We start from the raw sequence: 19,915 nt of genomic DNA, 5'->3' as shown, positions 1-19,915 counted from the left end.
AATGAGTAAAAATTTGAGAACAACGTTAGATCTTGATTTGGTTTTGCTAAATGAAAATTATCAAATAATAGAAATAAAAGAGATGTTAACGAAGAACGGCGTTTTTTGTAAGATCTTTCCTCCCCCAAAAACTGTGTTACAAGCGTGTGCGCCAGTCTTATGCCTTTCCTCTAAAGATAAAGAAAAAGCCATTTTTATATTAGATAAAAATGGAGTTAAATATGATTTAGTCAAATTGGAGAAAGATATCGTATGGGAGTTATTAAGAACTTAAAAGTTTATGGAATCGATTATGGGACGAGTAATTGTGGGATAGCTATTTTAAAACAAGATGTAAATATTCCATTGCCAAAAGAGACAATAAAGTCTGAAAAACTCTTAGAATTCTTGGTTTCATTGGATTTAAGCCACGACGATTTAATCGTGTTTGGATTACCAATTTCCATGTCTGGGAGATATTCAAAACAGAGTTTTTTGAGTATAGATGAAGCCATAAGGGTAAAAGAAAGAATAGGATGCAAAATTTACTTTGTAGATGAAAGATTGACCACTTCCTCTTTGTATAGCGAGGTTAGAGGAGAAGTTAGTTATAAAAAAGTAAAAAGGACCAAAGACCAGAATAGTAGTGTACTCATTCTATCCAATTTTATTCAGAGCCCTGAAAATGCCATTGCCTTAGTAGAAAAAGAAGTTTATAATCTAAAAAAAGATTTTTCATGTTACAAAGATATTTTGATCTGGGATGTTCCTATTAATAATGAGTTGGAAAATTTTTCTATCTTTGCCAAAGACCCTTGGATATTTTGGTACTACTACAAAAAAGGGTACGAAAGTACCACTTTGATATCAGACCTAAAAGATTATTATGATTTAATCATAACATCTAAAGAAAACAGAGAGAAAATTCAATTGAATATTAATTGTAAGGAATTAATGTGCCTGTAGCCTAACGGATAAAGCGTTGGACTCCGGATCCAAAGATGCGGGTTCGACTCCCGCCAGGCACATTTTGCAGATTTATGCAAAACGGTTTTTATAATAAGCTTTGATTTTGAATTAGGGGGTTTTTAATGGGCGAAAACCCTTAATGTAAAATGACGAAAGAGTTTCTAAAATCCCTTTAAAGAAAAAACAGGAGGTTAATTATGGCAAAATCTGATTTAGGAATAGATTTAGGAACCGCAACCTTTGTAGTATATCAACGTGGTCAAGGGATTATCCTTGAAGAACCTTCAGTGGTAGCAGTTGATAAAATTAAAAAAAAGTTGTTAGCAATTGGAAAAGAAGCAAAAGATATGGTTGGGAAAACTCCCAGTCAAATACAAATTATTAGGCCTGTACAAGATGGGGTTATTACGGATCCCAGCATCATAGAGGAAGTGTTGAGATATTTCGTCAAAAAAGCCAAATCTAAAGGCTTTAATATGTACAAACCACGATTAATCATAGGGATACCTGCTTTAACTACAGACGTTGAAAGAAGGGCGGTTAAAGAGGCGGGGAGTAGGATTGGAGCTTCTAAAGTATTTCTTATAAGCGAACCTTTAGCCGCCGCTATAGGCAGTGGAATAGATATAACAGAACCTAACGGACACATGGTCATTGATATAGGAGGGGGTACAACCGACTTAGCAATTTTGAGTTTAGGAGGTTGTGTCATAAGTGAAACGATAAAAGTTGCAGGTGAAGCCATGGATCAAGAAATAATTAAATATACTAAAAGAAGATATAAATTCTTGATCGGTGAAACTACCGCTGAAAGGTTAAAAATCGACATAGGCAAGGCTTTTTCTCAAGAAGAAAATCTTGAAATGGAAGTTAAAGGTCAGAATATCAAAACAGGACTTCCTTCTAATTTAAAACTAACTTCGGACGATATTTTCTATGCAATCAAACCAATATTGAATGAAATAATTAATAAAATAAAAAATATTTTAGAAAAAACTCCTCCAGAATTAGCTGCGGATATAATGCAAAATGGACTTATAGTAGTAGGAGGAGTAGCAAGACTAAGAGGATTGGATAAATTAATATCAGAGCAAACTGGCGTAAGAACGTACATTCCGGAAGATCCTCATCTTGTTTGTGCAAAAGGTACAGGAATTTTGTTAGAAGACATAGAATTATTAAACAAAGTACAAGTAAATTAGAAACATCCACCACAGGGGGAAATAAAATGAGAGGAATATACAATGCAACGGCTGGTATGCTCAACTCTTTTGCTGAATTGAACTCTATTTCCAACAATTTGGCTAATCTTAACACAGTAGGTTACAAAAAGGATTTTAACCTATTTAAAAGTGTATACGAAAAAGAGATTAGATCATATCAAAATGCACAGGGAAAAGGCGAACCGATAGGAAACATTTATAGTTCGGTTGTTTTGGACGATGTAATTCCAAATCTCGAACAAGGATCTTTACTTGAAACAAACGGAAAGTTAGATTTTGCAATAGAAGGCGATGGATTTTTTAAAATAGAGAGAAACGGTAACTACTTTTACACACGAAATGGCGAATTTTCTCTAAGTCCTGAAAATTACCTTGTCACAAAAAGTGGTGATTACGTATTAGATGAAGAAAATAACCCCATAGTTGTAAATCCGGATAATTTTTTTGTGGATGAAGAGGGTAATATATCAGGGACAAACACAAGATTAAACGTCCTAAATGTAGAGAATTTGAATAAATATGGTGAAAATTATTTCACAGGAGAAGAGATAGGACAAGCAGATAACTTCTATATGAGACAAGGGTTTCTAGAGGGTTCAAACGTTGATGCTTTAAATGAGATGATTAAGATGATCGAAGCAAATAGGAAGTTTGATATACTACAAAAAGCAGTATCAACAGGGGATTCACTCAACGCAAAGCTCATTGAAATAACTTCAAACTTTTAGCTAATTTAGATAATTATAAAGATTTTTAAATGGAGGGGTAAATTATGTTAGTGTCTTTGTATAATGCTGCAACTGGTATGAATGCGGAACAAAGAAAGTTAGATATCATTTCAAACAATTTAGCGAATGTGGATACAACAGGATATAAAAAACAAAGAGCTGAATTTCAAGATTTGTTATATTCCTCTGTAAAAGAAGCAGGTACTCCAACTGCTCAAGGTTCAACCTTACCAACAGGTCTTTATGTAGGTCACGGCACACGTTTGGCTGCAACAACACGGATCTTCACATTAGGAAACATAGAGCCAACAGACAATTCTACCGATATAGCGATCATGGGAGATGGATTTTTTCAGGTTCAGATGCAAGATGGAAGTATAGCCTATACTAGAGATGGTTCTTTTAAATTGGATGCCAACGGTAGACTTACTACCAGTGATGGATTGATGGTTATTCCAAATATAGTGATTCCTCAAAATTCTGTGGGAATAAACGTTTCTCCGGATGGAATAGTGAGTGTTTCTTTGGGAGATGGAACGATTCAAAATGTAGGGAATCTCACCACTGTTAGATTTTTAAACCCTGGAGGGTTAAAACCCATAGGTAATAACTTATATTCTGAAACGCCTGCTTCCGGTAATCCAACGGAAGGGATACCTGGGCAGGATGGATTTGGAGCTTTACAACAAGGTTATTTAGAAAAGTCTAACGTCGATGTCGTTAAAGAAATGGTAGATATGATAGTTGCACAAAGAGCTTACGATATTAATTCTAAAACTATCACAACCGCTGATGAAATGTTAAGAACAGTTTCAAATGTTAAGAGATAAACCGTAATCTCCCTTGAGTATTTTTGATGGTAGTTGTTAAATGACAGGGAGTTGATGACTTTGACACGATTAATCAAAATTATATTTTTTTCTGTGATGTTGTTTGCATCATCAATTGTTTTTTCGAGCATAGTTTTTACAATTCCGGCAGTTATATTCAGTGAAGATTGGATTTTTTCTCTCAAAGATATATTCCCAGAAATGAAGTCAGATAGGACTATCTCTTATATAGTTAATGATAAGATAATTTATTCTGAAATAGAGCTTTCAAAAATTTTGTACGGTTTAATGAGTAGTTATTACAGCGATTTTGAACTAGTTTTTGAAGAAAGTACGGTTACGGTTGTATACAAAAACGATCAAAAAGACCTAGATGTTAATTACATTGATTTAGAAAGTTTTTTACAGCAAAAGATAAAAGAGTACGACAATTCTTTGACTGTGAATAGTATTGATCTAAAGGTTCTTCCTGAAAAGGTTTTATCAGCAGAAGTGATAAAGATCTTTCAAAGCTACGATAAGTTGTATTTAAGCTTGAACATTAAAGACGATAAAAACAATCAAAAGGTACTTACAGTTATTGCCAATGTATCAAAATATGAAGAAGTGCTTGTATATTCCAAAGATTTAACCAGAGGAACAATGTTGAATGAAGAATTAACAGAACCAGCTACTAAAAACGTTCTAACCATCAACAATAAACCTGTAGATGTAGAATTGTTAAGATCTGGAAGTTATGAATTAACAAAAGATGTAAAAAAAGGTGAAATAGTAGATTCAACTTATTTGAAGCGTATACCTGATGTTAAAGCTGGAGACATTGTAACGGTTTTGGTAGAATTTGAGGGCATAAAGGTTTCTACTTTGGCAAGGGCTATGACAAATGCGAATTTTGGAGATACTTTGAGCGTTAGGAATGTTGAAAGCGGAAACATAATAACTGGTAAACTAAAGGAAGGTCCTATACTTCTTGTTAGTTTAGGAGGTTTGTAAGAATGACTAATAAAAAGTTTTCAAAAGTTTTTATTTTTTTCTTGATTTTTTTATTTTTAACTAGTTTTGGTTTCTCTGAGTCATTGTGGAATAAAAATGATGAAGAAGGTAATTCTATTTACAACTATAACCAGGATTTTGGAGTAGGAGATGTTGTAACCATCGTTGTTTCAGAAAATCCTTCCCTCTCTTTATCGGAAAATATGCCTGATTATAAAAAGGCGTCTGTTGATACGGTTAACTCAGTAGTAAATAAAATGGGAGGGGTAGATTTATCTAATTTTTTACCTATTGGGGCTGGAGATCCAACGCAGGTTAGTGTACAAAACAATCAAAAAAGTTCTTCTTCTTCTGCAGAGGTCCAACTATTTGTATCTGGTATAATTCAAGAAAAAGACCAAAATGGACTTTTAAAAATTAGAGGAGAAAAGGAAATTAAGGTGGGGAATAACAGGAATACTATGATTGTTGAAGGTTATGTTTCTCCCAAAAACATAGCAAAAGACGGAACTATTTTTTCTTCTAGTTTAGCTAATGCAAAGATTTGGTACGATGGAGATATAGTTTTCCAACAGGATCCTAACGAACCGTCATGGTTAACTTCTATACTTTCAGGAATAGCAAATATATTTTTTTAGAAGGGAGTCAAAATGAGAAAAAATTTATTTGTCACCTTTTTATTAATTTTAATTATAAGTGGTTATGCCTTTGCTGGAGTTAGAGTAAAAGATATCTCGAATTTCAGAGGTGCAAGGGACAATCAATTATTTGGAATCGGTTTAGTTACAGGTTTAGATGGTACAGGAGATTCGGGGGATGTACCCTCTGAGATGATAAATAATATGCTGACCAACTTTAACATCAATCTTACCTCTTATGTTGAAACAGAAAACACCGCCCTTGTTATGGTTTTCGCTGATATACCTTCTTTTTACAAGGAAGGTATGAGATTAGACGTTACTGTAGCTGCCATAGGAGATTCTGATTCAATTGAAAATGGAGTCTTAATGCAAACGCCTCTTTATGGTGCTGATAATAGAGTTTATGCTGTTGCACAAGGTAATGTTTTAACTGGTGGAGCCAATGTTCGTTCATCATCTAACCTGCAAGAAAGATACAAAGTTGTTGGTTATATCCCTGAAGGGGCTATTATAGAGAGAGAAATTCCTGCTCGGATTGTAGATGAAGACACGGTGACTATCAACTTGAAACAACCAGATTTTACAACATCGGCGAGGGTTGCTAACGCAATAAATTCAACTTTTTCATTAAAAATTGCAAAAGCTCTTGATCCCTCTTCAATTAAAGTAGAAGTTCCAAAATATTTTGAAGATGATATTATATCTTTTTTGGCTTTAATTGAAGAGATAGAGGTTACTCCCGATGTAAAAGCTAAGATAGTGATCAATGAAAGAACGGGCACAATAGTTCTTGGAGGAGATGTCGGAATGGCTGATTTCACTGTTAGTTATGGTAACTTCAGTGTAAGTGTTGAAAACGGCAAAATAAGTGGTAAACCTGCAACGGTTGCGAACCTGATTACAGCTTTAAAAACGGCTGGAGCAACACCTCAAGATATAATTGCAATTATTCAAAGTGCTAAAACTTACCTATATGCCGACTTGGTGGTGATGTAAATGACTAACGTAATTGGACCAGCATTTAATGTATCTGGTATAAATTATAATAAAATAGGTATGAGAGAAGCAACTGAAGCTTTCGTGTCGGACATCTTTGCAAAGATATTGAACTCTGCACAAGATGATGAACTATTTAAAGAGAATAAATTAATTCCAGAATCAAATGCAGAAAAGTGGATTAAAGAATGGATAAATGTTGAATATGCTAATCTATTGACTCAACAAAGCTTAAAACCCTTGGTTAATCAAATTGTTAGTTCATTTCCTCCAGAACGTTAAAATTATTTTTCATTTTTTGTGCAAGAATTATTTCCTCTTGTTCTAAAACACCTTCTGATATTTCTTCTTTGAAGACCGACTTAAAACCTATTTCAAAAGCTCTGGCAATCTCCATCTTTGAAATAGGTTTTTTTAAAATTGTTTCTAAATCGATGGTTGAACTAATTAAATGCCGTTTTATCCAATCAGTATGAGAGTATTTAAAAGAGTTGATGTAAGTTTCATAGTCATGCTTAATTGGAATTGAACCATGTTGAAGAATGAAAGTTGCCGTTCTGTATTGTGCGCTTCCAATTAGTTTCTTTCCATTAACTTTCACTTCATAAAATGAGGGTGCATCATAGCAAAGATCTTTAGTTACACCTTCTTTTTTTGAACTTTCAAGATCCGCTTCAATTCCTAATTCGTGTAATGATCTTATTAGAGCTTGAGAGATTTTTAAGTAGCTTGCAAGTAGATTATTTGGTAAGTTTTCGTAGTTAATATAGGTTGAAAAAGAATAGGTTATTTCATTATTGTGTAAAACCGCCCTACCACCTGAGGGCCTTCTTACAACAGAGATATTGTTACTTTTTATAAACTCCCAGTTTAGGTTGCCTGTTTTTTGATGTTTTCCAAGGGATAAGGTGGGAACTTTCCATTGGTAGATCCTTAATGTAGAAATTTTTCTTATTGCACTGAGTTTGGCTATTGATATGTCTAATGCCATATTCATAGAACCTTCATAAGGCTTATCAACAATAATTTTGATCATTTCGTTTCTCCTAAAGGGAATTTTTTTGGAATACCTACTTGCCTTGGATAGTTTTGAGAGGTAGTTCCAATTTTTTTAAAAAGTATAAAATACCTTTTCTTCTTGTCTTCTCCGATTTCGTATTCAATTTCTTTAAACTCTGCAATATTTAACTTGTTCAACACGTTTTGTGTATATTTTTTCTCATTTTTGAAGTAAGATGGGCCTTTGAATAGGGATATATAGCTATTTACTTTCACAAGTGGGGTCAAATATTCTAATGCGATATCACTTCTGGCTAACGCTTTACATGTTGCAAAGTCAAAATATTCTCGATGGGTTTTTGCGAAATCCTCTGCTCTTTCACAGAACAAATAAACGTTAGTTAATTTTAACTCTTTTATAAAAGTTTTCAAAGCTTCTACCTTTTTTGATACGCTATCTACTAGATAAAACTCTTTTTCTGGGAAGTATATAGCCCATACTAAACCAGGTATACCTCCTCCGGTTCCTATATCTATAATTTTTTTTGAATTTAAAAAGCTGTCTTCTGCCTCAATAGGAATTATACTGTCTAAAATTAGGTTTTCAAAGGCATCCTTTTCGTTTTCATAGGCAGTCAAATTTACTGGATAGTTAATCAGCATATCAATGTATTTATTAATTTTTTGGACCTTTTCATCCGATTCTTTCATTGACAAAGAGCTCCTTATATGTTATAATTCCTGTGGGTTGGACATTTTATTCATATTGTTTTGGAGACGTAGCCTAATTGGCTAAGGCGTCGGTCTTGAAAACCGATGGGGTTACACCCCGTGTGGGTTCGAGTCCCACCGTCTCCGCCATTCTTAAACTTAAAAAACCGCCTTTTGGCGGTTTTTACTATACTTATCTATATCTTACCGAACCTGTCAAACGGGTAAATTCTTAAAAAAGTTGTTCCAATAATATTCTCAACAGGAACAAATCCAAAAAAGCGGCTATCTTGACTTTCCAATGTGTTATCACCCATGAAGAAATAGTATCCTTCTGGAATTTTTATATTTACAAGGCCTTCTTCATCTTTGAATATTAAGGAAGGTAAATCCAATTTTGAAAGTTCATTTTCATAAAAATCGGTAAATAAGAGTGTATCTCTCATTTCTCTGTACCATTCAATAGTGGGTTTAGCTGGTATCAACCTACCCGTGAAGTTATCCTTATACATAAAAAATAAATCAGATGTAGCAATTTCATAACGGTATTGATCGGGATAGGCTATATAATCAAAAAATTTAGGATCCTCAAATATTGCATCTCTTAAATAATAAATATTTTCAAATTCAGGTAGTATTTCTCCGTTTATTTCTAGTTTTGAAACCTTGTTTTTTATCTGGGTTGGGATATAATCTACACTTTCATAATAATCAATAATAAAATCTAACCATTCGGGAGTACTTTGAATTTCTCCGTTTTTAATATCTTCCCAAAACGTTTCTTCAACCGGTACCAGTCTTAAGGTATCCCCCGGTTTCCCTACCAATCTCTTAACGTATTTTACATGGCCCTCAAATTGTGCTGGAGCAAAAAAATCCATAAACCTATCAAAAGTACGTAACTGTTGTTGGGCCCTAATGTCCACAAAAGGTGTCCAAAAGACCACTATCGAGCCTCTATTTGGTTCGGCAAATTCATAAGTAACTTTTTCTACAAACAACCTGTCGTATACTTGAATTGTTGGAACCATAGAAGGTGTTGGAACCATCATTGTTTCAAATACGTACAGTCTGATAATTGTTCCAAATATCAATGCATATATTATGGCGTAAATCCAATCTAAGGTCTCATCTTTAATTTTCTTCTTAGTAGCCTCTTTCAAAAGGCTCAATCCTTCCTCTCTTTGATCCTTATCTTCCCTTTAACATCCCTCAGGTAATAAAGTTTAGCCCTTCTAACTTTACCTTTTTTCAGTACTTCTATGCTGCTTATTGATGGGGAATGAAATGGAAAGATTCTTTCAACACCTACTCTATCTGCTCCCATTTTCCTAACAGTGAAAGAACGTCCTAGGCCAGCGCCTCTTATTTTTATTACTAGTCCTTCAAAGGGTTGGATTCTTTCTCTTTTCTTTTCACCTTCCCCTTCAACAACTTTCACGTTGACTCTTACAGTATCTCCCGGCCTAATTTCAGGGATATCTTCTTTTTTATAATTTGTTTCTACTGCATTTATGATTTTGTCCATTTTTAAAACCTCCCAAATATTATTTTTCATAGTGACTTTACATCGTTTGCGTAGCAAACGAGATTTTGGAAAACATTTCTAAAGCAGCACATCATTTGTTCCACAAATGAGAATATGGAAATTGTTTCTAAAGCATTTTAAAGAAACATTTTGCACAAAGCTGCAAAACCACATTCTCTACAACAGAAGAGTCTAGAAATCAAACAATTTCACCTATTAATCTATCAAGCGTTATAGCAACCGCTGCTCTCACAGAAAGATGATTGAACTCTCCATTAGCTCTAATAGGTTCTAAATCGTAATCACAAATTTCTCTAATCTCTTCTGGCATTCCCCAACCGGTTCCAAAAAGAATTAAAAAGGGATGGTCAGAATTTTTTATCTTATTCTTTAGTTCCTCGAAAGAAACTACATTATTTCTTGCTTTAGCAGAAGTGAAAACTATCTTTGGTCGTTCTCCTTCATTTTTTTCTATTTCTTCGATAACGTCCTCCAGGTAATTTTTTATTTTAAATATTTCAAGCGCTTCTTTTCTGTTGGGATTAAATTCTCCTCCATATCCGTTGAGCCAGTAATCTAAAACTTTTTCTACAATCTTTCGTTGAGCAGGCAAGTTAGTAACTAAGAAATAGTTTTTAACATTATAAGTTTTACAGGTTCTTGAAATATCGTGAACATCAAAATTTGTAACGGCTGTTGAAACAATACTTCCGTCTTTTTTTAGAATAGGATAGTGAATTAAGGCCACATATAGTTTATCAAACATCTTTGGACTCCTTAAAATTATCAGGGTTTTTGTTAAACATTTCTTGAATAATCTCTACTAAAATCTTTTTTTCTTCTTCATCTAATTCTTTCTTTATAAATAGATCTGGCCTCTTCAATATCGTTTTTAACAAACTGTCTTTTTTTCTAAAGATTCTAATACGTTCATGATCCCCACTTAACAGAATTTCCGGCACTTGCATCCCTCTAAAATTCTGAGGTTTGGTGTAGTGTGAATAATCTAAAAGCCCATTGTAAAAGGAATCGTTTTCCACGCTTGTTTTTGAACCTATTACTCCGGGCAAAAATCTTAAAAGAGTTTCAATAATAACCATGGTAGGGATTTCACCGCCGGTTAAAACATAATCTCCTATTGAAACTTCTTTGTCAACGATCTTTCTAACCCTTTCATCTATTCCTTCGTATCTTCCACAGAAAAAAACTAATTCCTCTTTTTTTGCTAACTCAAAAGCTAAATCGTTATTAAATACTTCGCCTTGGGGAGAAGGTAAAACTACATAAGGTTTGTGGTTCTTAGATAGTATGTATTCATCGTAAAAACGATAAAAAGGTTCTGCCAGCATAACCATTCCATTTTCTCCACCGTAACCAGGTTTATCAGTTACTTTGTGTTTATCGGTTGTGTAATCTCTTAAATTGAGTATATCTATTTCAACTAATTTTTTTTCTATAGCTTTTTTGATTACTCCATAGTTTCTTATTATATCAAACATACCGGGGAAAATAGTCAAAACACGAATTTTAATCCGCTTGATTTGTTCCATTTTCGTACCACTCTATCTTTTTTACTATAATACTTTTATCCTCTTTTTTTAACTCAACAATGTAATGATCTGTCATTGGTATGAGAACTTCTTTATCATCTTCAAGGTTTTTTATAGAAATAACGTCGTTTGCACCTGTTTGAATTATTTCTTCTACTTTTCCAACGTATTCCCCATCTTCATAGTACACCTCAGAATCTAAAATCTCATACCAGTAATATTCCTCACTATTAAGAGAAGGAAGATCTTTCTTATCGATAAAAACTTCATACCCTATCATTTTTTTAGCTTCGTCCATGTCCTTTATTCCACGTAAGTTCAATACAAAAAATTTATTTAATGGTTTAACTTGTAGTACCTTACTAAAGAAGAAATTTCTGGTTGAGGTGTTGTATAAAAGAACTTCTTCTAAGTTCGTTATCACATCTTTTACGTTGGTAAAAGGTACTATTTTTACTTCTCCGTGCACTCCATGGCTATTAACAATTTTTGCCACAGAGATTTTGTTGTCCAAAAGATTGGATAAACTGTTCAATTCACTCACCTGATTACTTTTAAAATAAATTTCTTTTCAGGGTCTTTTTTTGCTGCGTTTAAAAGAATATTTATGGATTTAATAGTCCTGCCGTCTTTTCCAATTATTTGACCTACATCTTCAGAATTTGCGTATATTTCAAATATTACATTTTGTTCCTCAGTGGACTCTACTATCTTTATCTCATCGGGATGTTTAACAATGTTGTTCAAAATGTCTAAAAGCAGATTTTTCATTCTTTCAATTCTTCTCCTTCTGGTTCAACAATTTCATTATATTCTTTGACGTCCTTTTCTTTTCTGGATCGAAATTTTATTTCATCATATCTTTTCATAACACCCATTTTTCTAAGAATTCTTCTTGCTGTGTCTGTGGGTTGAGCACCTTTTAAAAGCCAATCTAAAGCCTTGTCTTCATCGACTTTGTACTGGTTTGAGTTATTTAGAGGATCATAGTATCCTATTGATTCTATATATTTTCCGCTCCTTTTGTTTCTTGAGTCTACGATAACTATTCTGTAAAACGGTTGATGTCTCCTTCCCATCCTGTTCAATCTGATTTTTACCATTAATACACCTCCATATATTTTTAATTATTATTGGTATTTCAAAACGGTAGATTGTTCATTAGTTTTCTGCCCTTTAGTTTCTTCATTTGCTTCATAGTTTTTTTCAGTTGATCGTATGATTTCAATAGTCTGTTAATATCTTGCAGAGTTGTCCCACTTCCCTTGGCTATCCGCTGTTTTCTTGAATAAGTAAGTATTCCTGGGTTTTTACGTTCCTTAGGGGTCATTGAATTTATTATTGCCTCGAATTTTTTTAATTCTTGCTCACCTTTTGTTACATCTACTTGCTCCTTTGGGACACCGGGAACCATTTCTAAAAGACTACTTAGAGGCCCTAATTTTCTTATTTGTCGAATTTGCTCGAGAAAGTCTTTTAAATCAAACTTTCCATCCATAAACCTTTCGGCATCTTCTTCTGCTTTCTTTTTATCTATATCTTGTTCTACTTTTTCTATGAAAGAAAGTACGTCTCCCATTCCCAAAATTCTTCCAACATATCTATCTGGGTAAAACTCTTCCAAATCATCTATCTTCTCACCAACACCAACTAATTTGACGGGTTTTCCAGTTATGTACCTAATAGAGATGATGACCCCGCCTCGAGAATCACCGTCGAGTTTTGAAACAACAAAACCAGAAAGATCCAATTTATCGTTAAATTCTTTTGCTGAATTAACTGCATCTTGACCAACCATTGAATCGACAACCATCAAAATTTCATCAGGATTGATTAATTTTTTTATATTTTCTAGCTCTTCCATCATCTTTTCATCGATGTGTAAACGCCCTGCGGTATCTACAATAACAATATCATGCAAAAGCTTTTCTGCATATTTTTTACTTTCTTCTACAATTTTCAAAGCGTTTACTCTGTCACCAGTAAAAACGGGAATGCCAATATCCTCACCCAACTGTACAAGTTGATCGATAGCCGCTGGTCTGTAAGTATCGGCAGCAACTAACAAAGGGTTTTTTTCTTTTTTCTTATAAAAATTTGCTAACTTAGCGGCGGTTGTTGTTTTACCGCTTCCTTGCAAACCCGTAAGCATTATAAAACCTGGATTACGAGAAATGGTAATTTTATTGTTTTCTTTACCACCCATCAATTCTATTAAATCGTCTCTAACTATTCTGATAAATTCTTGATCAGGGGTTAAACTTTCGAGAACCTTAGATCCAATTGCTTCTTCTTTGACTCTGTCAATCAGTTCTTTTACCACTTTATAGTGAACGTCTGCTTCCAAGAGAGAAAGTTTCACTTCTCTAACAGCATCTTTTATATTTTTTTCGGATAATTTTCCTTTACCCGATAGGTTCTTGAAGACTCCTGTCAGCTTTTTTTGTAAGTTTTCAAACATTATTTGCTCACCCCATGACTTAAAATAATCCTTCCTTAGTATACTATAAAAAGAAAGAAATTTGGTAAAAAGTATGAAAAAAGTAGAAGACGAGGTATAATTTAAAGTTACTATTACATTAAATTTTTTATAATATAAATAGAAGAACACTTATTTTAAAATACGCGTTGTATTTCTCTATTCATAAGCTTATCACATTATTGTTAACAAATCAATTCACTCTAATTTAAAGAAAAAAATGCTTGATAGATCTCTACTTTTATGTTATAATATTGTAGCAATACGCCTGTAGCTCAACTGGCAGAGCGGCGGTCTCCAAAACCGCAGGTTGGGGGTTCGATTCCCTCCGGGCGTGCCATTTTTATTTCTCCTTTGCTCCCCACCCATCGAAATTCTAAAAAATTCCCTTAAATGCACTTAAAACGTCTTTTACTATCTTTCCTTTCCCCATCGTAAAAAGATGTACTCCTGGAACTCCCAGTTCTAAAAGTTGCTCAATTAGTTTTATTGCGTGCCTTACTCCTATAATATATTCATCTTGAGATGATTTTGCGTCTTCAAACTCTTCCACAATGGATTTAGGTATATTAACATGAAAAGTTTTAGGGATGTTGTATAGTGTTTTTTTGCTTCCCAACGGTTTGATGCCTGCAATTATTGGCACTTCTATGCCGAGATCTCGAACTTTATTAACGAAGTTTTTGTAATACTCGATGTCAAAAAACATCTGAGTTATTATGAATGTTGCCCCCATATCGACCTTTAATTTCAAATAGTCCAAATCTTTTTCAAAGTTTGGGGATTCAAAATGTTTTTCTGGGTATCCTGCAACGCCCACGCAGAAATTTGTAGAATTATGTTCTTTTGTTGGGAACGTGTATATTCCTCTGTTCATATTTGCTATTTGCTCAACTAATTGACTTGCATGTTCGTATTCATCGGTTTCTTTCCATGTATACCTTTTCTTATCTCCTCTTACGACGAATATGTTTTCTATCCTTAGATAGTTTAGGTCTATTAGAATGTCTTCTAGTTGATATTTGTTAAAGCCTGTACATATTAAGTGAGGAACAACTTCGATATTATATCTATGTTTTATTGAAGCACTTACCCCGACGGTCCCAGGCCTCTTCTTTTGGATGATTTTCATGATCTTCCCATTTTCTTCAACATATTCTATTTCGTTGGCATGCTTAGTGACATTGATAAATTTAGGATAAAATTCGATTAAATTATCCACAACATTAAATATTGAATCAATACTTTCTCCAACATTAGGTGGGATAATTTCAAAGGAAAGAACAGGTTTGTTTGATTGTTTAATCAAATCTACTATCTTCATTATGGATCACCCCGGAAAAGATATAATAAAACATTTTTTCAATTTTAACATACTAGCAAAAAATAGTCAACAGTTAATGGGCTAAATAACAAAAAGGGTGGAGAGGTCTCCACCCTGTAACTATAATAAGATCAATATCTTATTTTTAAAACTCTGATTGTTTCTGAATTTCTTACCTGTTGATTAATAATTAACTGTTTTGCCTCTTTTATAATTTACCGCTGCTTGTGCAGCTGCTAATCTAGCGACTGGTACTCTGTATGGAGAACAGCTTACATAATCCAACCCTACCAAGTGTGCAAACTCAATAGAATCGGGGTCTCCACCGTGTTCACCACAAATTCCTACCTTCAATTTTGGGTTTGTTGATCTTCCACCGTCCAAAGCAAGTTTTATTAATCTTCCAACGCCTTCTCTATCGATTTGTTGGAATGGGTCTTTTTCGTAGATACCTTTTTCAATGTAATCTCCAATGAATTTTCCATAATCATCTCTTGAAAAACCTAAGCCAAGTTGTGTAAGATCGTTGGTTCCAAAGCTGAAGAAATCAGCCTCAGCACCAATTTGATCAGCAACAACACAGGCCCTGGGGACTTCGATCATTGTTCCGATTTTGTATTCTAAGTCTACGTTGTTTTCTTTTATTAATTCGTCAGCTATCCTTTTGACAGATTCTTTAAGGATGGTGAGCTCTTTTACGTTTCCAACCAATGGGATCATTATTTCTGGTTGTACCTTTTTACCTTCTTTTATCATATCTATAGCGGCTAAAATTATTGCTTTTGTTTGCATTTCTGCTATTTCTGGGTAAGTGATAGCTAATCTCACACCTCTGTGACCCATCATTGGGTTAAATTCTTCTAGATCTTTAACTGTACTTCTTAATTCTTCTTCACTGATTCCAATCATTTTTGCTACTTCTTTTATTTGTTCATCATTCTCTGGAACAAATTCATGAAGAGGTGGATCCAAAAGCCTTATTGTAACAGAAAATCCTTCCATCTCTTCAAATAATCCTTTGAAGTCTGATCTTTGAAATGGTAACAGTTGTTCTAAAGCTGCTTTTCTTTGTTCTTCTGTTTTTGAGACGATCATAGTTCTCATCTTGTTTATTCTTTCTGGTCCAAAGAACATGTGTTCTGTCCTACAAAGTCCAATTCCTTGAGCTCCGAACTCCCTTGCAACTTTTGCATCTCTTGGGATATCTGCGTTTGCTCTGACCCCTAAAACTGAAACCTCATCTGCGTACTCAAGCAATACTGAAATATCCCCTGCTAATCCTTCGGGTCTAACTGTTTTGATTTTTCCAGCGTAAACTTTTCCTTCGTTTCCATCGATGGAAATCCAATCGCCTTCCTTTAATTCAACTCCATTAGATTTTATAACTTTATTTTTTAAATCGATGACTATATCTTCTGCTCCAACAACAGCTGTCTTACCCATTCCTCTGGCAACTACGGCAGCATGAGAAGTCATGCCTCCACGTGATGTTAATATTCCTTCTGCAACGTTCATACCGCCAACATCTTCGGGGGATGTTTCGGGTCTAGCGAGAATTACTTTTTCACCATCTTTTGCCAGCTTTTCAGCATCGTCTGCGCTAAAAACAATCTTTCCAGTTGCAGCACCAGGAGATGCGGGTAATCCTTTCCCAATGTATTGGGCATTTTTTAATTCTTCAGAATCGAAAATAGGATGTAGTAATTTTTCTATATCTGCGGGCTTAACTCTCATCACTGCTTCTTGTTTGCTTATGAGACCTTCTTTTACCATATCTACCGCAATTTTAACAGCCGCAGCAGCAGTTCTTTTTCCGCTTCTTGTTTGAAGCATATATAATTGCCCTTTTTCAACTGTAAATTCTATGTCTTGCATATCTCTAAAATGTTTCTCCAATTTATCCATAACCTCAAGTAACTGGTTATATGTTTTAGGATTGATACTCTTTAACTCATCCAAACTTTTTGGAGTTCTTATACCAGCAACGACATCTTCGCCTTGTGCATTGGTTAGAAATTCACCGTAATATTTCTTTTCACCAGTGTTTGGATTTCTTGTGAAAGCCACACCTGTACCGCTATCTTCTCCCATGTTACCAAAAACCATAGCAACTACGTTCACAGCGGTTCCTAAAAGCCCTTGTTTGTCCATTTCATTAATTTGTCTATACTTTATAGCCCTTGGATTGTTCCAACTTCCGAAAACTGCTTCAATAGCAATCCAAAGCTGTTTCATAGGATCTTGTGGGAACTCTTTTCCCTCTTCTTTGTACAGTTTTTTGTATAATTCAACAACTTTTTTAAGATCGTTCGCATCTAATTCCAAATCTTGTTTTACGCCTTTTTCTTTTTTGACTTCATTAAGGGCTTCTTCAAATTTTTCATGGGCGATACCCAGTGCAACATCACCAAACATTTGGATAAATCTTCTATAAGAATCCCAAGCAAATCTTTCGTTGTTAGTTAGCTTGGCTAATCCCTCTACTGATTCATCGTTAAGACCTAAATTCAATATAGTATCCATCATTCCAGGCATAGAAACAGCAGCACCTGATCTGACTGAAACCAAGAGAGGATTTGCGTTGTCACCGAATTTTTTACCCGTAACGTTTTCAAGCTCCCTCATGGCTTCTTCAACAACCGATTTAAGATCTTCTGGGAATTTTCTGCCATTATCCCAATAATATTTACATACTTCCGTTGAAATAGTGAAACCTGGAGGTACTGGCAAACCTAAAGATGCCATTTCTGCTAAGTTAGCACCTTTTCCACCAAGAATGTCTTTCATTTTCGAGTTACCTTCTACTCGGTTTTTATTCCACACGTATACGTACTTTTTTCCCATCTGTTTCCCTCCTAGCTATTTTTATGAAAAAATTATAATTACAAAAAAACCAATGTGATTAAATCATCACACTTTATTTAATTATATTCTAATTACTTTTTTTCTATTTCTCATTTGGGTAAAATTTAACATACAATTTTAATAATTTAAAATGCTTCTTCCCTAACTAATTTAAAATTCATAGATTTATTCGAGTCGTCTATCAATAGATAGGAAATTAATTTTTTTTTGACGAACTCATTTCTATTTATTCCAAAATTTCTATTTACCATGAATTTCCATGTTCCAGTATTAATATAAACTTCTTTTAAGCCTCCGTTTTTTATGATATTAAAGGACGCTCTATGGTTATGGCCCATAACTATTCCCTGTATTTCTCCCTTAGCAAAAGAGATATCCTGATCATAAAACCCAATAAGATATTCTTTCGGTATATAGAATTTATCATTTAAAAGTTCTTCTGCTTTCATTAAAAGAGAATTCGAATTTCTCATACTTCTAAAGAACATTCCTGCCCTAACTATAGCTTCACCTAATTTCATGCCCCCTAAGTTATTCACGAATATATTGGATAGAATATTTACACCCGGAAAATTGATTTTCATCCATTTCTTTACCTGAGGAGTTTTAATTAGTTGTGTGAAGGTTTCGATCCATTTGTTTTTTAAATTGTAATTAAGATCATATTTTTCTTTTACGATATCCAACCACTTGAAAACATCCAACTGAGGATAAATATTTTGATAATCTGAAAAAAGCTCAGCAGGTAGAATTTTCCCGGCGACTTTTCCAAAATTATAATTCATGTATTTGTTCATGTACTCTGCAAATGGCGGAATAAGGTTTCCATCTTTATCTTTGCTCAATCGATTGACTATATCGAACTGATTACCATGTATAACAAATAATCTTAAGTTTGGATCATAATAATAGGGTAAAATTTCACAATTCTCGAATGCTTCTTTGATTTTTTCGTTTATTTTTTGATTCAAAAGAACATAGTAATCGTGGTTACCTGCGATATAATAAATGTTATGTTTTTTTGAAAATTTTCGGAGCTCTTCGATCATCTTTTCATGGCTAGCGAATATTGTATCTATTAAAGACGGATCAAATTTTTCTGCATATTCAGAAGCTGTATCCATCATGAGACCATCATTGATTAAGTTAGATAACTCGAAAAAATCTCCAACGATATATAACTCATTGTTTTCATCATCAAGATCACGTAGTAACTTGATTAGTCTGTCATCGTATATAAAGTCATCTGATTCATTACCTAAACCGATGTGCAAATCACTCAGAAAAACCTTCATTTGGTTTCCTCCAGCAGATTTTTTCGAAATTCCGAAGGTAATTATAACACAAACATTTTCCTCTTTTTATAAGATTTATTAAAAATATATGAACCTCAAATTCGACTTGCATAATAACAAAATGTGTGGTATAATTTAATTACGATAAAAATTATCGGCATTTAAATCAAATTATGGAGGTGTAATAATGGCTTTTGAATTACCAAAATTGAGTTATCCCTACGATGCTCTAGAACCTTACATAGATGCTACAACAATGGAGATTCACCACACTAAGCATCATGGAGGTTACGTTAAAAATTTAAATGCTGCCTTAGAAAAATATCCTGAATGGGCAAGCAAAAGTATAGAAGACATTCTCAAGGATTTAGACAATATACCAGCAGATATTAGAACAACAGTAAGGAATAACGGAGGCGGACATTACAATCATTCCATATTTTGGACAATAATGGGACCCAACGGTGGTGGCGAACCTTCTGGAAAGTTAGCTGAAAGTATTGATAAGACTTTCGGAAGTTTCGACAAATTTAAAGAGGAATTTTCAAATGCTGCAGCAACAAGATTTGGGAGCGGATGGGCTTGGTTAGTATTAGATAACTACGGGCATCTTTCGATTCTATCCACACCGAATCAAGATAATCCTATTACATACAGTTTAAAACCTTTGTTAGGCTTAGATGTTTGGGAACACGCCTATTATTTAAAATATCAAAATAGGAGACCGGAATACATACAAGCTTGGTGGAACATAGTTAATTGGGAAGAAGTTACTAAAAGGTATGAAATGTTGCTAAAATAAATA

The 19,915-nt window shown here is 33.9% G+C and carries 23 protein-coding genes and 3 tRNA genes; 13 read left to right on the top strand and 13 right to left on the bottom strand.

Features of this window, described 5'->3' with window-relative positions:
• The first annotated feature begins 1 nt into the window (after window position 1).
• From X925_RS02930 to X925_RS02885, 10 genes are all read left to right on the top strand, one after another.
• Window positions 2-274, top strand: a complete 273-nt coding sequence (locus tag X925_RS02930) for a putative Se/S carrier-like protein (RefSeq protein WP_012208186.1) — start codon at window positions 2-4, stop codon at window positions 272-274.
• Window positions 253-945, top strand: coding sequence for a RuvX/YqgF family protein (locus X925_RS02925; RefSeq protein ID WP_121959068.1), 693 nt, complete (start codon window positions 253-255; stop codon window positions 943-945). Before X925_RS02930 ends, X925_RS02925 begins: the two co-directional genes overlap by 22 nt.
• A tRNA-Arg gene (locus X925_RS02920) sits at window positions 936-1,007 on the top strand. Before X925_RS02925 ends, X925_RS02920 begins: the two co-directional genes overlap by 10 nt.
• A gap of 138 nt (window positions 1,008-1,145) precedes the next feature.
• Window positions 1,146-2,150, top strand: coding sequence for a rod shape-determining protein (locus X925_RS02915; RefSeq protein ID WP_103065983.1), 1,005 nt, complete (start codon window positions 1,146-1,148; stop codon window positions 2,148-2,150).
• 26 nt (window positions 2,151-2,176) lie between these two features.
• Entirely contained in the window at window positions 2,177-2,899 is a 723-nt protein-coding gene (locus tag X925_RS02910; protein WP_103065982.1) for a flagellar hook-basal body protein, read from the top strand.
• A 44-nt stretch (window positions 2,900-2,943) separates the two neighbouring features.
• Complete coding sequence (gene flgG / locus X925_RS02905) at window positions 2,944-3,729, top strand: flagellar basal-body rod protein FlgG (protein WP_012208182.1); 786 nt, start codon at window positions 2,944-2,946, stop codon at window positions 3,727-3,729.
• Between the two features lie 60 nt (window positions 3,730-3,789).
• A complete protein-coding gene (gene flgA / locus X925_RS02900; RefSeq protein WP_158245249.1) occupies window positions 3,790-4,722 on the top strand; it encodes a flagellar basal body P-ring formation chaperone FlgA in 933 nt (310 codons plus the stop codon).
• 2 nt (window positions 4,723-4,724) lie between these two features.
• Window positions 4,725-5,360 (top strand): flagellar basal body L-ring protein FlgH, encoded by a 636-nt coding sequence (locus X925_RS02895; protein ID WP_103065980.1) that lies wholly within the window; start codon window positions 4,725-4,727, stop codon window positions 5,358-5,360.
• 12 nt (window positions 5,361-5,372) lie between these two features.
• On the top strand, window positions 5,373-6,359 hold the full coding sequence (locus tag X925_RS02890) for a flagellar basal body P-ring protein FlgI (RefSeq protein WP_103065979.1): 987 nt from the start codon (window positions 5,373-5,375) through the stop codon (window positions 6,357-6,359).
• Window positions 6,360-6,641 (top strand): hypothetical protein, encoded by a 282-nt coding sequence (locus X925_RS02885; protein WP_103065978.1) that lies wholly within the window; start codon window positions 6,360-6,362, stop codon window positions 6,639-6,641.
• Here X925_RS02885 and X925_RS02880 read toward each other — a convergent pair.
• A complete protein-coding gene (locus X925_RS02880) occupies window positions 6,616-7,395 on the bottom strand; it encodes a biotin/lipoate A/B protein ligase family protein (RefSeq protein WP_103065977.1) in 780 nt (259 codons plus the stop codon). The two genes, X925_RS02885 and X925_RS02880, sit on opposite strands and share 26 nt — an antisense overlap.
• Window positions 7,392-8,069 (bottom strand): 16S rRNA (guanine(527)-N(7))-methyltransferase RsmG, encoded by a 678-nt coding sequence (gene rsmG / locus X925_RS02875; protein WP_103065976.1) that lies wholly within the window; start codon window positions 8,067-8,069, stop codon window positions 7,392-7,394. Before rsmG ends, X925_RS02880 begins: the two co-directional genes overlap by 4 nt.
• Window positions 8,070-8,131: 62 nt before the next feature.
• Between rsmG and X925_RS02870 the strand changes: the two genes are divergently transcribed.
• A tRNA-Ser gene (locus tag X925_RS02870) sits at window positions 8,132-8,219 on the top strand.
• Window positions 8,220-8,266: 47 nt separating this feature from the next.
• Here the strand turns inward: X925_RS02870 and lepB are convergent.
• From lepB to ffh, 8 genes are all read right to left on the bottom strand, one after another.
• Window positions 8,267-9,232 carry a signal peptidase I gene (gene lepB / locus X925_RS02865; protein WP_103066002.1) on the bottom strand — a complete coding sequence of 322 codons (966 nt, stop codon included), beginning with the start codon at window positions 9,230-9,232 and terminating at the stop codon, window positions 8,267-8,269.
• Between the two features lie 5 nt (window positions 9,233-9,237).
• Entirely contained in the window at window positions 9,238-9,597 is a 360-nt protein-coding gene (rplS, locus tag X925_RS02860) for a 50S ribosomal protein L19 (RefSeq protein WP_103065975.1), read from the bottom strand.
• Between the two features lie 199 nt (window positions 9,598-9,796).
• The gene (locus X925_RS02855) at window positions 9,797-10,363 is read right to left on the bottom strand and encodes an RNA methyltransferase (RefSeq protein WP_103065974.1); all 567 of its coding nucleotides are present in this window, start codon (window positions 10,361-10,363) and stop codon (window positions 9,797-9,799) included.
• Window positions 10,356-11,147: a tRNA (guanosine(37)-N1)-methyltransferase TrmD gene (gene trmD / locus X925_RS02850; protein WP_103065973.1), complete on the bottom strand. Its 792-nt coding sequence runs from the start codon at window positions 11,145-11,147 to the stop codon at window positions 10,356-10,358. The genes X925_RS02855 and trmD overlap by 8 nt, the downstream gene beginning before the upstream one ends.
• On the bottom strand, window positions 11,125-11,682 hold the full coding sequence (gene rimM / locus X925_RS02845; protein ID WP_158245387.1) for a ribosome maturation factor RimM: 558 nt from the start codon (window positions 11,680-11,682) through the stop codon (window positions 11,125-11,127). The genes trmD and rimM overlap by 23 nt, the downstream gene beginning before the upstream one ends.
• Window positions 11,683-11,687: 5 nt before the next feature.
• A complete protein-coding gene (locus X925_RS02840) occupies window positions 11,688-11,918 on the bottom strand; it encodes a KH domain-containing protein (RefSeq protein ID WP_103065971.1) in 231 nt (76 codons plus the stop codon).
• Entirely contained in the window at window positions 11,915-12,250 is a 336-nt protein-coding gene (rpsP, locus tag X925_RS02835; RefSeq protein WP_103065970.1) for a 30S ribosomal protein S16, read from the bottom strand. Before rpsP ends, X925_RS02840 begins: the two co-directional genes overlap by 4 nt.
• Window positions 12,251-12,288: 38 nt before the next feature.
• Window positions 12,289-13,608, bottom strand: coding sequence for a signal recognition particle protein (gene ffh, locus X925_RS02830; protein ID WP_103065969.1), 1,320 nt, complete (start codon window positions 13,606-13,608; stop codon window positions 12,289-12,291).
• A gap of 282 nt (window positions 13,609-13,890) precedes the next feature.
• On the opposite strand from ffh, the gene X925_RS02825 reads away from it, so the two are divergent.
• Window positions 13,891-13,966, top strand: a tRNA-Trp gene (locus tag X925_RS02825).
• 36 nt (window positions 13,967-14,002) lie between these two features.
• Here X925_RS02825 and X925_RS02820 read toward each other — a convergent pair.
• The 3 genes from X925_RS02820 to X925_RS02810 all read right to left on the bottom strand — a co-directional run bounded on the left by X925_RS02820 (window position 14,003) and on the right by X925_RS02810 (window position 19,110).
• On the bottom strand, window positions 14,003-14,950 hold the full coding sequence (locus tag X925_RS02820; protein ID WP_103065968.1) for a methylenetetrahydrofolate reductase: 948 nt from the start codon (window positions 14,948-14,950) through the stop codon (window positions 14,003-14,005).
• A 183-nt stretch (window positions 14,951-15,133) separates the two neighbouring features.
• Window positions 15,134-17,794 (bottom strand): pyruvate, phosphate dikinase, encoded by a 2,661-nt coding sequence (ppdK, locus tag X925_RS02815; RefSeq protein WP_103065967.1) that lies wholly within the window; start codon window positions 17,792-17,794, stop codon window positions 15,134-15,136.
• A gap of 146 nt (window positions 17,795-17,940) precedes the next feature.
• Window positions 17,941-19,110, bottom strand: a complete 1,170-nt coding sequence (locus X925_RS02810) for a metallophosphoesterase (protein ID WP_103065966.1) — start codon at window positions 19,108-19,110, stop codon at window positions 17,941-17,943.
• A gap of 187 nt (window positions 19,111-19,297) precedes the next feature.
• Here X925_RS02810 and X925_RS02805 point away from each other — a divergent pair, with 187 nt between their 5' ends.
• A complete protein-coding gene (locus X925_RS02805; RefSeq protein ID WP_103065965.1) occupies window positions 19,298-19,912 on the top strand; it encodes a superoxide dismutase in 615 nt (204 codons plus the stop codon).
• Window positions 19,913-19,915: the final 3 nt, after the last annotated feature.

Source organism: Petrotoga sp. 9T1HF07.CasAA.8.2 (genome assembly GCF_002895585.1).
Lineage (GTDB): Bacteria > Thermotogota > Thermotogae > Petrotogales > Petrotogaceae > Petrotoga > Petrotoga mobilis.
This window is presented reverse-complemented; position numbering and strand designations above follow the sequence as displayed.